This is a genomic window from Aliamphritea ceti (assembly GCF_024347215.1).
In the GTDB taxonomy this organism is placed as follows: Bacteria; Pseudomonadota; Gammaproteobacteria; order Pseudomonadales; family Balneatricaceae; genus Amphritea; species Amphritea ceti.
In genome coordinates, this window is record NZ_AP025282.1 from 3,191,566 (window position 1) to 3,209,404 (window position 17,839).

A 17,839-nucleotide genomic window follows, 5' to 3' on the forward strand; every position below is an offset into this window, starting at 1 on the left:
AGCGGTTCTTTCTCTTTTTTAATAGCTGTGATGCAAGAGTAAATCAGAAACTGAAAGTTGGCGGTTCTGTTTCCGTCTGACTAAGCGCTCGCAAATGGGCATTTTTCTTGATGACCTGAGCAACCATAATTTTGCAATTTTCAGTAAAGCTCACACCAGAATCTTTACTGGTGACAGCTAAAACATCTTTAAGATGATCAGTAGTATAGGTTATCGCAATTCCCTTACCATGTTCGTAGTAACTCTTAAAAGGTGATCCCTGATTACCCAGGTACAACTGATCCTGTGTATTTGACCATTGCTTAAGTTCACCTTTTTCATAATCAGATACAGGGCAAACTTCATGAAGGCGGGCATTAATCACCGCCAGTCTGCCAGCAAGAATTGCATTACTTTGCTCTGCCTTCAGTGGATCCTCTTCCTTAAGTGATGAAACTTCGGGTTTCTTCACTGACGCGACAACAGGTTTTTGAGGTGCAACATTACCCGGTGTAGTTTCAACCGTTACCTGTGATGCTTTTGCCGATGTATCTGAAGACTCTTCCTGAGATGTATTTTCAGGTTTTATCAGAGACTGTAACTGGCAACCAGACACCCCAACAGCGGCTACCAACAAGAGAACTCTTTTGAACATAATCATCCGTTAACTCTGTATTTTCGGAACCAGAGAATGATACACATCTACTATTCCAGAATCCAAAAATGAAACCGTTTTTTCAGACAAAAATATTCAAAAACGGCGCGAATTCATCAGAAAACCCACACCGTCACGTTTGTGTACTGCTTAAATCTATTTTTGTGATGTTTTACCGGGCATATCCTGGTTTAGCTATGATCACAGAAATCACCGCCGCCAGCCCCAAAAACCAGCAATACTGTACAGAAGTTACTAACTCCAGTGGCGAAACCTTCGCTATAGATGATGCCAGCAGAATCTGAGCTCCCCAGGGAATCATTCCCTGTACAACACAGGAAAAAATATCCATCAGACTGGCTGCCCGCTTGGCATTCACACCATAGCGGTTTGCGATATCCCTCGCTAAAGAGCCGGCAATAACAATAGACACTGTATTGTTAGCCGTACACAGGTTAATAGCCGCTACACTAGCAGCAATACTAAACTCACCAACCCTGCGGCCATCTTCCCGCCCTTCTTTATGGGTCAGCGCTTCAATTTTATCTGCAATATAATTCAGGCCACCCTGCTGTTTAATCAAAGCTCCCAGCCCACCAATCAGCATCGACAGAATCATGATTTCCTGCATGCCTGTATAACCATCATATATTTGTCCGGATAGCTGCGCGACACTGTAATCTGGCATTGTTATAAAACCAACACCGCCCGCCAGCAAAATACCAGTTAACAGAACAAGCATGACATTAACGCCCATAACAGCCAGTACCAGCACCGTTAAATAAGGCAGTACTTTTATAAGCTCATAGTCATGCGGCAGCACTTCGCCGGGATTACTCTGGTACGCCAGTAACAAAATAGCTATAAAAGCAGCAGGCATTGCAATCATCAGATTCAGGCGGAATTTATCCCGCATCTCACACCCCTGGGTTCGTGTCGCAGCAATAGTAGTATCCGAAATAATCGACAGGTTATCGCCAAACATAGCTCCACCTACGACAGCACCAGTGGTCAGCAACAATGGCAAGTCACTGGATTCAGACAGCCCAACTGCTACGGGAGCTACTGCAGCAATGGTTCCCATAGAGGTTCCCATCGACGTAGCAATGAAAGCAGCAATAATGAATATACCCGGCAATAACAGCCATTCAGGCATAATACTCAGCCCAAGGCTAACCGTCGCATCCACACCACCAACAGCTTTAACCACTGAAGCAAAAGCACCTGCCAGTAAAAACACCAGTACCATGGTAATTATGGTCGAATCACCGATGCCCTTAATAAAAGATTCCAGACGGTTATTCAGTGACCCTGGCGAGAAACATAGCGACAACACGATTGCCGGGATAATCGCCACTGGCGCCGAAATCTGATAGAACGCAAAGTCTACGCCTTGTGCCTGATAATAAATCCCGCTGCCAATGAACAGCGTAAGAAACAGCGCTAACGGAAGCAGCGCCAAAGGATTGGAAGTATGCATGAATAGTGTTCCTGAAAACGAGAAATCTGTGGGTAACAGCTAACTCAGCACAGCTATCAGGATCTCTGACAACGGCACTTGAAGTGACGGAAAAGATACTCTCAAGAAGATATAAAGAAAAGATTTTTTATTTCTTTTTAGAATTAAAAGATTATAAAACCTGACTTTTGGGTTATATCCATCAGCACATTTAATCACTGATCAATACCTGACCGGATTCTCCATTAATACGCACTTAACTCACCAGAGACCTTTAGATTTCACCCCGCTCTCACAACGACAGATTACCCGCCTAAAAACGCAGTAGTTTCCTGAGCAGGCAATCCGTCACATACTCCGGATACATTAAAAAGCTTTCTTAAGCTTACGCTCAGAACGAGTTGAACGGGTCTTTATTATCATATTGCCGTCGTGCTGAATCATCTCGTACATACCGTTTCGCTTCCAGATACTTCGTCGCTTAGAGCAATATGTTTGCTTTTTCTTTATTACCCTTCCGCAGGTTTTCTCAGAAGACACAGTCATATCAGGATAGCCCCATGCATCATAAACTTTGCTGATGTCATCACCTTCGTCAGCGATATCGCCATTCGGTAAACGAATACCGGCACTCGCCGAGATGGATGTGGCTAATAAGAGGAGAAGAATCAATCCATAATTCATTTTCATAATATCCATATACAGGTAGAAAGACTCTTTATAACACAGCCAGCATTAGGGCCACAGTCCACAAGCACCAGGTCTCTAGATTGTTTACCTCTTCATCCAACCAAGCAGGAAGTTTAACGTTAAATAATCAGATCAAATCTAACGTTCCTAAAAACTCTTACTTTGAGAAGCCCGCAGGGTTGGCTGACTAAAGCGAAAAAAATCTCCGACTTCCTCACTACCCAAAATAGGTAATTCGAAGTAACGTCTCTATGAAGCTCAGCTATCTTTTCTCTTGTGGCAAGTTTTACAACAAAACAAGGATCTGCCAATGATTAAAGCACAGCATAAAGGTTTCCTGATATTTGCAGCCCCGGAAGAAATTACAGACAACGGGAAATGGAGCGTAAGAGTATTAATTATGCGTAACATGAAAACTGATACGGTATCTAAACAGCAATATTATAAAAGCAAAAACACATGTGACAGCAGAGAAGAAGCTGAAGCACATAGTATCTTCTACGCTCTCAGAGTTATTGATGGCAAGATTCCTGGTCAAAACACTAACAGTCTATTTTCCGTCATTTAAGCCTATATATCGTCAGTAAGAAGCTTTATAAAAACAGGTCGAAAACCAGTTAAATAGTTACCGACAATAATTTTGATACCTACAGTAAAAATTTACCGTTTTTAAATCAACAGAATGCTAAGCAAAAAAGTGAGTAATTTATACTACTTTAAACTGACTGTTATCATATTTATCGCTAATAAATCGATAGATCATCAAAACCATTAAGCATAGATTAATGCACAACCTGTTTTTTATTATACACAATGTATACAGTTTGATTTAACGCTTCTTTTTTGTTCTGATTATCGTGAAAATAATACTGTTTTATACCTCACGCTGGTACAGAGTATAAAAAATGGATGCTGTAAGTTTCATACATAAAATCAGAACAGAATTTAAAAAACGCTCCGAACAAGAAGTCGTTATGCTCTCTTGCAGTGCGTTAGGCATCTTATATCTCCCCCCCTTTATCATCTACCGGATTATAAACGAAGACTGGTCTATGGCAGTCATCGACTCGCTTGTGTTCCTGATCATGGTTCTGTTTTTCAGATTCAACTATATGAAGGGTAGCATCCTCAGTACAAGATTAACCATGTCAGCTTTTCTCATGATTGCCTGCATGGCAGTCGTCTACCTCAAAGGTATATCATCTATTTTTTGGTATTTCCCTGCTGTAATTGTTGTTTACTATTTGTTAAAACCCATACATGCAGTTTTAATAAGCTTATCTTCAGCAGTTACTTTATCTTTCATATTGTACTCTTCACTAGAGAGTATTGTATTTGCATCAATACTTGTCCCTTGTATTTTAATGAATTTAATTTTATATATTACATTTAATTCGTATGCAAAAATTGAAAAACAATTAACCAAACTTGTTACTATAGATTCATTAACTGGAGTCAGAAATCGCAGATCTCTTACACAAGAGCTTGCCAACATAGTAATGAGTCAGCGCAGAATTTTTTTTAATATATCGCTAATCATGTTCGACTTAGACAATTTCAAAAAAATTAACGATGAACATGGACATGTCATTGGTGATGAAGTTTTAATACATATAGCAAAAATTTTTAGCTTAAATATTCGCGCTTCTGATTCTTTATTCAGATATGGCGGCGAAGAGTTTGTCATTCTGCTACCTGACGTCAATCTTCCTGAAGCATTTACCGTCTCTGAAAACCTACGTAAGCTCGTCGCCGCCAGTACACTTCCATCAGGTATAACAGCAACGGTATCAATGGGAGTCGCACAACAGCTAAAGGCTGAAACAGCTGTTGAATGGTTAAAAAGAGCCGATGCGGCCCTCTATAAAGCAAAGCAAAACGGTAGAGATCAGGTAGTAATTTCTCAATAAATTACTCAAGTACCTTACTCATCCTGTATTAATTTTAAAGAGCAAGCTTGCTTGTAAATAAAAATAACTGAAACATAAAACGAGTTAGCTTACTTATTATTTCGCTACATAATTTAATAAATTTGTATAATTTATCTAGCATTTTCTCACACAAAACCGACCTCTTTATACGCAACTAAACAGAAATAGAGACATTCAAATATTTTCAATCATGATTCACGCTTAACATTAAATAAATCACTAAAGCTATAATTGGCTATACTTTTATCGGGTACCAAAGGATGCTGTGACGGGATGGCGCTTCTGATTTTCAGTACATCTGTAAAATAAGGACATCGGCCTAGCAATATTAGTCAATATGTCGATACGCCATGTTAGAAGCATCCGGTACCCGCCTTTCAAGCCTGTTTACCCAAAAACTAATACCTTTTTTCATGGCTACTTCACCAGGCATTTTCTGATCCCTGTTTAAGGAAAATCTATTAACGCTAAACTGTTGAAAAGTAATACTATTCATCTATCTCTACACATAAATGAAACAGAAAATAGCGAACCGGCACATTCGACCTATACTTATCTATACAAAAAGCTATCTGTCTGAACTCCCACGACCCACCTTTCAGACGGGTAGCTTTTTGTTTTAACCGCTTTACGACGCCTCCCTATTCCTTTCAGATTTAACTAATCAAGCCAAACTCTCATCAATTCAAGCACTTAAATAAAACACATGTTTCACTCATTACAAATCAGACTTTTCAGACAAGTACGACATTTATGGGTTACAAGACTATACTGGTTATCAATTACCGTCATCGGCAACTCTGAAATACTATGTCATTTGTGTCAGATCAGCAGACAGCAATTTCGGAACAACCTTTCGCCTTATCTCCTGAGGTAAGCATTGCGTTAGCCCGATTTATCAGCGCTATCATTACCGCCCGGTCTGAACAGCAGATATATTCAATTCTTTCCCGAAGCCTTATCGACCTGATTCCTAACGACCGAACAAGCGTAACCCTGCTCAACAATGAAACGCAGCAGCTAGACATATTTTCTCTCCATGGCCAACACGGAGCCTTGCCTCAGGGAAAATCATTGCCTCTGGAAAACACCTTCACCGGCAGAGCCGTAAAACAGGTTAAAGGGCAACTTAACAAAGTGAAAGCAACCACTTCGGTGATTGATGGCAAAATTCTCTATCACGAAGGGATACGTTGCATCATCAATGCACCACTCATCATTCACAATCAGGCGATTGGTGCTATCAATTCAGGCCATCGCAATGACAGCGGTTTTAGCCGGGTATCTTTACAATTACTGGAATTAATTGCCCAACTGGTATCAGCGAATATTGAACGCCAGAGATTGCTTGAAGATCGTCAGAAGGCAGTCAGTCATTATCGTTTTTATGCTACACAGCTGGAAAACTTAAATCGACTGGCCCAACAGCTATCAACAGTTTCATCAGTTACTGAAACGCTGGAAATCACCACCCGTACATTGCAAATAATGATGCCTTCACGACGCATCAGTTATGCAGCTTACTGCCCGGAACAAGACAGTTTCGAAATCACAGTATTAGCCGGTAACGAAATAATGAATTGCCTGTGTATTCCTGCCGAAGGCACTGGTTTGCAATTAGTGATGAACTCTCAGGAACCTATGTACTTTTCAGATCTGGGCAACTCTCCTCATCCTGAGCATCAATGCCTGAGTGAACGAGGAATGAATTGCGCATGGAGTATTCCAGTACGCAGTGAAAACCGGGTCATCGCAGTGCTTAACGCAGCTTCAACAGCTGCGGACACAGATCCACACCGGTTGATGGATATATTAGGGACACTGAGTGGCATCATTGGCAGTGTACTGGAGCGTCTGAATGCTCAGGAAAAGCTCATACATCAGGTCAACCACGACAGTGTTACCGGGTTACCAAACCGCTTATTACTTAACCTGCAGATAAACGAGCTAATGCAAAACCATCAATCTCAGCGCTATGCTCTGATGTTTATCGATCTCGATCATTTTAAAATTATTAACGACACTCTGGGACATCAGATAGGCGATGAACTGCTCGCCCTCGTTGGTAAACGCATGCGCCATACAATAAGGGAAGAGGACCTAGTGGCACGGGTTGGAGGCGACGAATTCATAGTCCTGATGAAAGATGATAACCAGGCCAGCCGAAGCCAGGAAACCGCTCACAGAATCATTGATGCCTTGTCTGGCCCGTTCGATATAAAAGGAGAGACTCTGAACATTAATGCCAGTATCGGTATCTGCCTGTCGTCAGATACCCTCTATAAAACCGAAGACATGATCCGAGCTGCCGACATGGCTATGTATGAAGCAAAAGTTGCTGGCAGAGGGACTTACCGGATTAGCCAGCAACAACAACCGCTGGTCAGTAGCCGTAAGTCCAGTCAATAAACTCCGGTAAACCTTCTGCCCCCACCTATAGAGCAAACAAGATCTACTTAGACTGCTGCAAATAATTATCCAGGCGCTCTTTGTTCATAACAAACTTTGCTTTAAGCGGTGCTGAGTCCTTCATGATCACATCAAGATTAGTCGGCTGACCTGCGACTAATACTCCGACCATTGCCATAATGGTATGCGGCAAACACTGATACACATATACACCCTCTTTTTTCAGGGTCACAGAAACTGGCTGACCTAATTCACCTTTCCAACTGTCAGCCCCCTGAGGAGCCAGCCCTGCTACCAGTTCAGAATTATGTCCCATATCTGTAGGCACAAAAGTAACTGTATCTCCAACTTCAGCTTTAACCACGGCTGGTTCGAATACCATCGCTCCTTCTGCACCCACATTTTTCATTTCTATGATGATTTCCTCAGCAGAAATACCTGTAACCATACATGTCAACGCAACACCCAACAGAACCTTCAGATTCATATTCATCTCCTTTATCCGAATTGCTATATGAAGTATCTGATTGTTAATGTACGTCACACAACAGACAAAAGCACTTAATAATCATTATCATTTACGTGATATGAAAAATACTAATTTTCAGACATAAAAAACGGCTGCCAGATAGCAACCGTTCTATTATTCAAACTGATAAAAGAAACGTCAGAAAACGTATTTTATCTCGATGACACTCATTTCACCCTGCACAATTGATTCCCAGCGCCCGGTGAATTCAGCGCCATATGAGGCTGCAAGCACAGGTCCGATCTCTTGCGCTTCATCATCGCTCCAAAGCGGTCCGGCCAATACTGATGTTACCAGCTCATTCTGACCTTTCTGATCAGTGCTAAGCTCAACCTCTATAACACTCATCTTATCAGCAACAACAGTTGACCAGTGTCCGGTCCAGACACCCTGATGGGCAGCAGCAATCATTGGTGCTTTCTTTTCAGCGTCAGCCTGATTCCAGATAGGACCTGCCGGCAGATAGACTTTGTAGCTCGACATAACGATTCCCTGTTCACACTGGCTGGATCTTTCCCGAGCAATGAGGGTCAGCCTGGTATCAAATGACTTATATCTAACTAACGTATACAAGATGCAGATACTCACCGAATAGTGATATTCCGCCTGGAAAAATAATGAAGGGATCAAAACTGAAGTGAAGATTTACGGGGTGGTATGCGCCCACACCACCCCGTACAAATCATCCATAACGAAGCTCCCGTCCCTGAGGTGACTTTATCCTTAAAGCCTCTCATCCCTGAACTAATTCCATGAGCGCCTCATCCTAACAGAGGCTAATTGTCCTGATCGTCCATGAATGGGTGACTCCGTCCCCCAGATCCATTCATGCATACATCCTGATGCAGCGCTCATCCGTGAACTTTTCAGTTCCTTTGCAATTAATTCCTGTAGCTTCGACCAGCTTCCATGTCATCTGCGCATTGTCATCCTGACGCGCTCCTTTATCGACCGCTGCAATGATCTCTCCGTACAAATAATTCTAGCAAAACGTGAAATTTAAAAAGTATCATCTTGGTATCAGTTACAGGTGCTAAAAAGTATCAAACAGCATAATTGATCATTTTTTAACCAATTCAGACAATATAACTGCTTTCTTGAGAAGTACTTACTGTATGAATAAAACCGCCAGCATCAACAGGCTTAAACCGGCGGCTTGATTTAGTTGAACAGACTTTGCTGTTGCGGTGTGCAGGAGAAGTGCAAACGGGCTTTTTGTATCCATTCCGAGGCAACAAATGAGTTATCTGCCACAGTACGCGACATCAGATAATACAGCTCTGGCAAATAACAATTCGTACCTTGTTGTTCAGCCACGCCAATAGCTTCTTCCAGTACATTTAAAGCTTCGTCTACCTGTCCGTTACTAATCAGTACATCACCAATAAGCGCTGCATAAAGAGACTGCGTCAATCTGAATCCGGTACTGGATAACCAGCGTTGATAGCCCGTCGCAATGGTCATGATATGCTGCTCATCAGGATTCAGCTGATACTCCGCCCAGCCTTTAAATAAAGCGGCAATACCCTGATAAAACGGAAACGAATTCTCCTCCGTCAAGGTTTCAAGCTCAGTTGCATACTCCAGGGTTTTACTGAGATCCCGTTGTTTCCAGTAAAACCAGGCCCCAGCCTGCAAAGCAATAGCCAGGCTAAACATGTGCCCTACTTCACGGCTGGTATTAATCATATCCTGAAGATAAACTTCGGCCTGCTCATCCTGTAACTGCAATGCACTCAGGCACTTAAAGCACCAGGCAATCATTCGCGGATCTTGCCCTTCTATCTCCAGTGCTGACTCAAGCATACTCGGATCATACTGCTCTAATGCCAGTGCCGAATGTCGAAAAGCCTCTTCAGCCCTTCCCGCCCAGAAGCAGGTATTACCAAGCGCAGTCAGTGCCTGCATTTTACAGGCGCTATCTTCCAACTGCTCCGATAGCTGCAACGCTTCCTGGGCATAACCAATTGCTTCAGGAATATCCAGACGCATCAGTGCAATCGTCCATATCCTGAACAAGCCGTTTACCTTGCGGTGATAACTCTTGGTACTGTCACAAAGCTCAAGAATTTCAGCATATACATCATTGATAACCGGTGAATACCAGCCATAACGCATTTTATAAACGTTAGCTAAATAAAACAGCACATCCAGTTTAATATCCTGACACTGTTCAGGCGTATATTTACCTTTTGTACAGTGTTTCGGCTGAGCAGCAATTTCCAATAAATCACGTGCTTCCAGTAATTGCGCTTCTGCTTCACTGTAACTGTCTGCGGCAATCAGCAGGTTCGCATAACGCGCCTGATAAATAACCGCTCTGAAGTAATTTTCCGCTGACTTAAACTGCCGGTATAACCACTCCATACGTAAACGATCACGAGCAGGCGTTTGTTCAGACAGCTTACCGTCCAACATTGCCCTTTCCACTTCGGCAGCCAGCTGATTATGTAACTCAGGTTTATCCTCATCCTTAAGACTTGCAACAACCAGCTCCCTGATCAGCCGGTTGGCAATTTCCAACTGCCCATCACTTGTAGCTCTGACTAACTGCGATTGCCGCAATGTCTTCAAATCTGAGCGTCCCGCCAGGATATACAAAACATCAGGAGGCAAAGAAACACCTGCCAGTGCTAAATACTGCATAGCCTGTTGTTCACCAAAGCTCAGACTAAACAGTTGCTCCTCCAGCACCAGTTGGATAGAACCTGGCATTTGCTGGCTTTCAGGATCAACCTGCTCGAGCAACAGATTCAGATAAAACGGCACACCATTTGAACGGGCAATACTCTGCTGCAGCCATTCGCGGGAATGATGTTTAAAATGACCCGCCAGCTTTTCACATTCGGCTAGGGTTAAACGCGATAAAGCGATAAACGAATCAGGATTCAAAATCCGGATCACCCGGTCTGAATAGCGAAAAGTACTGCTGATAACCGCAACCACCGGAAAACCACGGAGAACTTCACTCAGTTCTGCTAACTGATCCAGCGCATCCGATACACAAACATGGATATTATCGATCAGTATTGCCAAACCGTCCGGCATATTTTCCAGTGTAGCTGCTAAGACATCAGTATCTTCAGTAAGCGTCTCGGGTTGCCAGTGTTCCAGTCGGGAAGTCAGTAATACCCGCCAGTCAGTCTCATGCTGTTCTGCATCAAATCGAATCACCTGCATCCCAAGGCTCTCGGCATGAGCTGACATCTCATCAAGCATGCGTGTTTTGCCCATACCGGAGTCCCCGGCAAGGCAATTAAGCGTAAGTTTCTGATCTTTAAGACTGACATCAAACTGTTGCTGCAAGCGGATGAGTTCTTTATCACGGCCATACAAAGGTATCTGCCGTTCATCATTTCGGGTCGGACCATCAATTACCCACCAGCCCGACTGATTCGGCTGTAATGGTGAGAAATCAAACTGCAGGTCATAGAGAAACTTCAACTGATCGCCCACCACAACAGTATTTGGTGGCACATTCAACGCATAATCAAGTAACCGGCTTATCTCACTGTTCGATAGCTTATAGCTAATGCCATCGTGCTCTAATTGCATCAGCGTCATCAGACAAAAACTTGGCGAGAGGAGTGATACAGACTGTTCGGTGAACATCTTATGTAACAGGAACAAAATATGCGCCCGGGTATTACCGGCCGAGGCACTATCAGGATAAGAAGCATACTGACTGAACGCGGCAATAACATATGCCCCGTGCTGCTTTACAAACAACGGTGCTAATTCATCAAGTTGCAGTTGAATATCCACTTTCTGCCGGATATCCGTCACCTTGATGACAGCAACCACACTCAGGCGATTCTGCAGCAGCGCCATGCCTTCTGCTAAATCGTGCTGCTCTTTGTGCAATAACAATTCATCACTGGGAACTGAGAAAAACTGCGCAAGATTATGCAATGTACGCAAAGTAACGGCTTTATTCGTTTCAGCACGTTTAATCGTAGCAATAGAAATTCTCAGATGTTGCCGCTCACAGGCGTCTGCCAGAGCTTCCTGACTCAGACCATTTTCCCGTCGTAAACGTTTCAGACGTGCGCCATCAATAAAAATCTGTCTGTCTTTTTGTTTTGCCATGCATCAAATCCTGAACCAGGTATACCCTGTTAAACAACGTCTGAACGGGTCAGATTTTTAAACAGAAAATGGTCATCAACCAATGCAGAAACAAGCCGTTCTTCAGACTTTGATCAACAATATTCAGCGGATGAAACACTTTATTATTCTAATATGTATGTCACATACGGGAGAACAGTCAGAGCTTTAAGATAGTTAACACTCAGCATATAACTTTGCTTATACGCAGACAGATACCTTAAATATGAAGGATTCGATGCCAGATGCCGCCGACTGTCCCCACAGAAACGTTTGAATTCAAACGCTAGCCATACAAAAAACAATCGAATCCCGAAACACAAAATATACCTGACAATAGCAGGCAAAACACCTGTTGATTCCAACAGCATGTGTACTAAATATTACAGTTTTTCCTTAAAAAACTACGATAATGATCAGCTTTCATAACCAAGTTGAGCAGAAATAGCTTTACCTGCGGCCTGCAGATCTTCAATCCAGGCATCTTTACGCCGGTCGATAGGCGCAGAAACAGACAAGCCTGCTGTGATGTTACCAGTACGATCGTATAGCAACACACCAATACACCCGACATCGATTTCAGCTTCCTCGTTATCCAATGCATAACCCTGGGCAGCACTTTTCAGACACTCGTCCGTCAAGGCTGTTAACGATGAAAATGTATTCCGGGTATAAGCAGGTAAATTAGTTCGCTGAGCATAATTTGCAATCTCGTCTTCCCCCCCGGATCCCAGCATCAACTTGCCTACACCCGTCACATGCAGAGGCGCCCTACTGCCAATAATCTGCTGTACATGCATCATGCGGTTCGGCGTTACTTTTTCAAAATAAATAACAACATCACCTTCACGAATCGTCAGGTTAACGGTTTCACCGGTTTTGTCCCGTAACTTCTCCATAAAAGGCAGTGCAACAGCACGTAAATCGATGTCCGTATGCAAACGGTTACTTAACTGTAATAACCGTTGACCAAGACGGTATTCACCACTGCCATTACGTTCTACAAAACGGTTATCGATCAGCGAATGTAAAATCCGGTGAGCCGTTGACGGATGCAGTCCAGTATCGGCGCTCAGCACCTTAAGTTTCACTGGCTTCGAATAACGGGAAATAGAATCCAGTAATGTCGCAGCACGATCTATTACCTGAATACGTGCTTCCGGCTTTTCCTTAGTTTTTTCTTGAGACATCTGACCACACTCCGAACGTCTTGAACATAATTGCAATGGGAAACAATTTCATAATGCAGCAGATACTTTCACAATACAACACACTAGTTTCGCGTTTCGTATTATGAAAATTAACTTATAAAAACTTAATACTTAATAATCAAATACTTATATTTATTTATGTCTAAAAACTGATTATTCTCATATTATGAAACTTTTGCATATTGCGATATATAAACCTGACCCATAAGTTAAATAGTAACTGGCCAGCGCAACCCTAAATCAGGCGCAGGGTCCAACTATCAACTTTAGGCAGAGCAATCATGGCAGATCAGAATCCCATTTTTATTCCCGGACCGACCAATATCCCGGACCGGTTACGCAACGCAATGCATATCCAAAGCCGCGATCACCGCGCTCCTGACTTTGTGGAAACTTTTGCCCCCGTTCTGCGTGACTGTAAAAAAGTGTTCGGTACAGACAGTGGCGAAATCATTACTTTTCCTGCCAGTGGTACAGGTGGTTGGGAAGCAGCAATCTGCAACACCCTCTCCCCCGGTGACAAGGTACTGATTGCCCGCTATGGCATGTTCTCTCACCGTTGGATCGACCTGTGTCAGCGTCATGGTTTAGAAGTGCAGATTATCGAATGCAGCTGGGGCAGCGGTGCACCGGCGGAGCAGTTCGAAGCAATACTGAAGGCTAATCATCCGCAGGATATTAAAGCGGTTCTGGTTACCCATAACGAAACAGCCACTGGCGTATTAAGTGACATTGCCGCTGTTCGTCAGGCAATGGATAACGCTGGCCATCCGGCCATGATGTTCGTTGACTGCGTAAGTTCACTGGCATCAGTACCCTTCGAGATGGATGCATGGGGTGTAGACATTGCCGTTTCCGGCTCCCAGAAAGGCTTCATGCTGGCAACTGGTATGGCGATTCTGGGAGTAAGTCAGAAAGCACTGTCAGCTATGGAAACAGCCACCCTTCCACGGACATTTTTTGACTTCCGCGACATGATGACAGCTAACGCAACCGGCGGCTTCCCTTATACACCTCCGCTGCAACTCATCTACGGCCTGAAAGAAAGCCTCAACATGTTGTTTGAAGAGGGCCTTGAGCAGGTTTACGCCCGTCATCACCGTTTAGCTGAAGGTGTACGGCAGGCGGTATCGGCCTGGGGACTGAAGTTGTGCGCTAACTCACCTGATCTGAATTCCAACACAGTAAGCGCCATCTACGTACCGGAAGGTTTCGACAGTAACCGCTTAACTGAACATGCCTTCAGCAAGTACGGCGTTTCCTTCGGAATAGGCCTTGGCGAGATGAACGGTAAAGCATTCCGTATCGGCCATCTGGGTTCACTCACCGATGTCATGGTGCTGTCAGGTCTGGCTACCATCGAAATGGCCATGGCTGATCTGGATTACCCAATTGAACTGGGCAGCGGTGTACGTGCTGCGCAGGAATATTTCCGCCAGACCGCTGCTTAACAAACAAGCCTTACACGACGCCTTAAAAACAGCAGATAAGAGGTAAATCATGTCTGAACAAACAATGATCATACCGACCTATGACGATGTAAAGATCGCTCACGAGCGTATTAAACCTTACATCCACGAAACACCGGTACTGACATCACGTTTTATAAATGAACTGACCGGTGCGGAACTGTTCTTCAAGTGTGAAAACTTTCAGAAAGCCGGAGCTTTTAAAGTCCGTGGCGCCTGTAATGCAGTCTTCGGCCTGAGTGAAGAACAGGCAGCAACAGGCGTGGCAACTCACTCTTCCGGTAACCACGCCCTGTCGCTTTCCTATGCAGCAGGTCAGCGCGGTATTCCTGTCTCAGTCGTCATGCCACGTACAGCGCCGCAGGCAAAAAAAGATGCGGTAATCGGCTACGGCGGAAAAATTGTTGAGTGCGAGCCATCCACCAGTTCCCGTGAAGCAGTATTTGCAGACATGGTAGCGGAATCCGGTGCTGATTTTATCCATCCATATAACGATCCACGGGTAATTGCCGGTCAGGCAACCTGCTCACGGGAACTGCTAACCCAAGTAGACAATCTGGATGCAGTTATCGCACCAATCGGCGGTGGCGGTATGATCTCCGGCACCTGCCTGACACTTTCTAATGTAGCGCCTGAAGTAAAGATCTACGCAGCTGAACCCCTTAACGCTGATGATGCTGCGCGTTCTTTTCGTGCTGGATACATCATCGCTGATGATGCGCCGGAAACAGTCGCAGACGGCTTAAAAGTTCCGCTAAAGGATCTCACCTGGCATTTCGTCAGCAATCACGTCACCGACATTCTGACAGCAACAGAAGAAGAAATCGTTGATGCAATGAAGCTGATATGGAAGCGCATGAAGATTGTTATGGAACCCAGCAGCGCCGTTCCGCTGGCAACCATCCTGAAGAATCCGGAAGTGTTCCGGGGCAAACGTGTCGGCGTGATTATCACTGGCGGCAATGTCGATCTGGACAAACTGCCCTGGCAATAAAAATTACATAAACACAGCAATGATCTGAAACCTTAACCCAGGCAGTCTCTGCAATTCGGCGCGCCTCTCACTCGCCGGGAGTACTGCGGGCAAGGTTTAAATATTTGGAGAACCCCATGACAGCACAGACTAATTTATCGCAAACCCCGCCCCTGGCAATGGAAGTAGGCTATGACATTCCGGCTGCTATCGGCATGAATGAAACAGATATTCAGACCCCTTGCCTCGTCGTTGACCTCGACGCCCTGGAAAAGAACATCCGTACTATGGGCCAGTACGCCAAAGAAATGGGCGTACGGCACCGGGTGCACGGCAAAATGCACAAATCAGTTGATATCGCCCTCTTACAGGAACAGTTGGGTGACAGCTGTGGTGTTTGCTGCCAAAAGGTATCAGAAGCAGAAGTGTTTGCCCGCGGCGGTATTCGCGACGTACTGGTATCAAACCAGGTACGTGACCCGGCTAAAATCGACCGTATGGTGCAGCTACCTAAGCTTGGTGCCCGCACAATTTGCTGTGTCGATGACATAGACAACGTGGCCGAACTGTCCGCTGCCACCCAGACCCACGGCACCGAACTTGAATGCCTGGTTGAGATTGACTGTGGTGCCGGACGCTGTGGTGTTGCAGCCGGTGCTCCTGTGGTTGAACTGGCAAAAGCTATCGCCGCTGCACCAGGTCTTAAATTCGCCGGTATTCAGGCATATCAGGGTGCGATGCAACACATGCAAAGCTACACCGAACGTAAAGAAAAAATCGATATTGCAGTAGACATGGTTGCCCGCTCTATCCAATTGCTTAAAGCCGAAGGCCTTGAATGCGACATCGTTGGTGGTGGCGGAACAGGTTCTTACTATTTCGAAGGCAACTCAGGTGTATTCAACGAACTGCAGTGCGGTTCTTATGCCTTTATGGATGCGGACTACCAGACAATCCACGATGAAAACGGCAAGCGTATCTCCGAATTTGAAAACTCACTCTTCATTCTGACCTCTGTTATGAGTCACGCAAAAACAGATAAAGCCATCTGTGACGCAGGCCTGAAAGCTCAGTCAGTAGACAGCGGCCTGCCATATATCTTCGGTCGCACTGATGTTGAATACGTTAAATGCTCCGATGAACACGGTGTAATTGCCGACCCGGAAGGTGTACTGAAAGTAAACCAGAAACTTAAGCTGGTACCGGGTCACTGTGACCCAACCTGTAACGTACATGACTGGTATGTAGGTGTACGCAACGGCAAGGTTGAAACCCTGTGGCCGGTATCTGCCCGCGGTAAAGCATTTTAATTCGCAAAACCGAACTTAACTACCAGCTGTGCCGGATACATCCGGCACACAACACCTGCAAGGAGTCACTTAATGACTACTCAGAACAAAGGCGTAGCCATTGTTTCCGAAGCGGTATGCGAAGCCATAGTTGGCCGCCCGGAAGCCTTCACCGCCGTCGAAGACATTTTTGCTGCCATGGCAAAGAAAGATGCATACAACTTCCCAGTTGTTCGCGAAGCTATTGGCCACGCTGATGCATTATACGGTTTCAAGTCTGGCTTCGACCGTGCCGGTCAGGTACTGGGCGTAAAGTCTGGCGGCTACTGGCCAGGCAACGCGGCGAACGGTCTGACTAATCACCAGTCCACCGTCATCCTGTTTGACCCAGACACAGGCAAACTTAAAGCACTGGTTGGCGGTAATTATCTGACAGCCGTACGTACTGCTGCCTCCTCAGCTGTGTCTATTGCTCACCTGGCCCGTAAAGATGCCAAGGTATTAGGTATGGTCGGCGCCGGCCACCAGTCAACCTTCCAACTGCGTGCAGCAGTTGAACAACGTAACTTTGAGAAAGTTGTTGCCTGGAATCCGCATCCGGAATACCTGCCACGCCTGCAAGCAGTTTGTGATGAACTTGGCCTGCCATTTGAAGCAGTCAGCCGCGAAGAACTGGGGGCTCAGGCAGATGTCATCATCACCATTACTTCTGCGTTTGAACCTTTGCTGATGAAAGACTGGATCAAACCCGGCACGCACATCGCCTGCATGGGGACTGACACTAAAGGTAAACAGGAGGTCGATCCTGAATTGCTGGTTGCCGCCAGTGTCTTCACTGATGAGATTGAACAATCAATCAGCATTGGTGAAGCCCAGCACGCAGTTGGCAATGCTAGCCTGAGTGCCAGCGATATTACACCCATCGGTGAAGTCATTAACGCAACCCACCCGGGCCGACGTTCAGATAATGAAATTACCCTGTTTGATGGTACAGGCGTAGGCCTGCAGGACCTGGCTGTCGCTTCCGCTGCCGCCGAACTGGCTATCGCACAGAATCAAGCCGACTGGACCGAACTGTAAGCAGAAATCACGGCTTCTGCTTCCGGTATATCGCTGTATTTAAGGCATCTCCGATCGA

The 17,839-nt window shown here is 45.0% G+C and carries 14 protein-coding genes; 7 read left to right on the forward strand and 7 right to left on the reverse strand.

Annotated features, from left to right (window positions below; all coding sequences use genetic code 11):
* Positions 1–43: 43 nt before the first annotated feature.
* From OCU49_RS14620 to OCU49_RS14630, 3 genes are all read right to left on the reverse strand, one after another.
* Entirely contained in the window at positions 44–634 is a 591-nt protein-coding gene (locus OCU49_RS14620; protein WP_261841301.1) for a hypothetical protein, read from the reverse strand.
* Between the two features lie 172 nt (positions 635–806).
* Positions 807–2,114, reverse strand: a complete 1,308-nt coding sequence (locus OCU49_RS14625) for a Na+/H+ antiporter NhaC family protein (protein ID WP_261841302.1) — start codon at positions 2,112–2,114, stop codon at positions 807–809.
* Between the two features lie 345 nt (positions 2,115–2,459).
* Positions 2,460–2,783, reverse strand: a complete 324-nt coding sequence (locus OCU49_RS14630) for a hypothetical protein (protein WP_261841303.1) — start codon at positions 2,781–2,783, stop codon at positions 2,460–2,462.
* 310 nt (positions 2,784–3,093) lie between these two features.
* Between OCU49_RS14630 and OCU49_RS14635 the strand changes: the two genes are divergently transcribed.
* The 3 genes from OCU49_RS14635 (at position 3,094) to OCU49_RS14645 (ending at position 7,123) form a co-directional block, all read left to right on the forward strand.
* Positions 3,094–3,351 (forward strand): CV_2116 domain-containing protein, encoded by a 258-nt coding sequence (locus OCU49_RS14635; RefSeq protein ID WP_261841304.1) that lies wholly within the window; start codon positions 3,094–3,096, stop codon positions 3,349–3,351.
* 337 nt (positions 3,352–3,688) lie between these two features.
* On the forward strand, positions 3,689–4,693 hold the full coding sequence (locus OCU49_RS14640) for a GGDEF domain-containing protein (RefSeq protein WP_261841305.1): 1,005 nt from the start codon (positions 3,689–3,691) through the stop codon (positions 4,691–4,693).
* An 831-nt stretch (positions 4,694–5,524) separates the two neighbouring features.
* The gene (locus OCU49_RS14645) at positions 5,525–7,123 is read left to right on the forward strand and encodes a sensor domain-containing diguanylate cyclase (RefSeq protein ID WP_261841306.1); all 1,599 of its coding nucleotides are present in this window, start codon (positions 5,525–5,527) and stop codon (positions 7,121–7,123) included.
* Between the two features lie 43 nt (positions 7,124–7,166).
* On the opposite strand, the gene OCU49_RS14650 is transcribed toward OCU49_RS14645, so the two are convergent.
* The 4 genes from OCU49_RS14650 to OCU49_RS14665 all read right to left on the reverse strand — a co-directional run bounded on the left by OCU49_RS14650 (position 7,167) and on the right by OCU49_RS14665 (position 12,949).
* A complete protein-coding gene (locus OCU49_RS14650) occupies positions 7,167–7,610 on the reverse strand; it encodes a pseudoazurin (RefSeq protein WP_261841307.1) in 444 nt (147 codons plus the stop codon).
* A gap of 180 nt (positions 7,611–7,790) precedes the next feature.
* A complete protein-coding gene (locus tag OCU49_RS14655) occupies positions 7,791–8,135 on the reverse strand; it encodes a mannan-binding lectin (protein ID WP_261841308.1) in 345 nt (114 codons plus the stop codon).
* A gap of 678 nt (positions 8,136–8,813) precedes the next feature.
* A complete protein-coding gene (locus tag OCU49_RS14660; protein ID WP_261841309.1) occupies positions 8,814–11,741 on the reverse strand; it encodes a helix-turn-helix domain-containing protein in 2,928 nt (975 codons plus the stop codon).
* A 434-nt stretch (positions 11,742–12,175) separates the two neighbouring features.
* Positions 12,176–12,949: an IclR family transcriptional regulator gene (locus tag OCU49_RS14665; RefSeq protein ID WP_261841310.1), complete on the reverse strand. Its 774-nt coding sequence runs from the start codon at positions 12,947–12,949 to the stop codon at positions 12,176–12,178.
* A gap of 302 nt (positions 12,950–13,251) precedes the next feature.
* On the opposite strand from OCU49_RS14665, the gene bhcA reads away from it, so the two are divergent.
* The 4 genes from bhcA (at position 13,252) to bhcD (ending at position 17,781) form a co-directional block, all read left to right on the forward strand.
* Complete coding sequence (bhcA, locus tag OCU49_RS14670; RefSeq protein WP_261841311.1) at positions 13,252–14,421, forward strand: L-aspartate--glyoxylate aminotransferase BhcA; 1,170 nt, start codon at positions 13,252–13,254, stop codon at positions 14,419–14,421.
* Between the two features lie 49 nt (positions 14,422–14,470).
* Positions 14,471–15,433, forward strand: a complete 963-nt coding sequence (bhcB, locus tag OCU49_RS14675) for a beta-hydroxyaspartate dehydratase BhcB (protein ID WP_261841312.1) — start codon at positions 14,471–14,473, stop codon at positions 15,431–15,433.
* 116 nt (positions 15,434–15,549) lie between these two features.
* Positions 15,550–16,722: a 3-hydroxy-D-aspartate aldolase BhcC gene (gene bhcC, locus OCU49_RS14680; RefSeq protein ID WP_261841313.1), complete on the forward strand. Its 1,173-nt coding sequence runs from the start codon at positions 15,550–15,552 to the stop codon at positions 16,720–16,722.
* 72 nt (positions 16,723–16,794) lie between these two features.
* Entirely contained in the window at positions 16,795–17,781 is a 987-nt protein-coding gene (gene bhcD / locus OCU49_RS14685) for an iminosuccinate reductase BhcD (protein WP_261841314.1), read from the forward strand.
* Positions 17,782–17,839 lie beyond the last annotated feature (58 nt).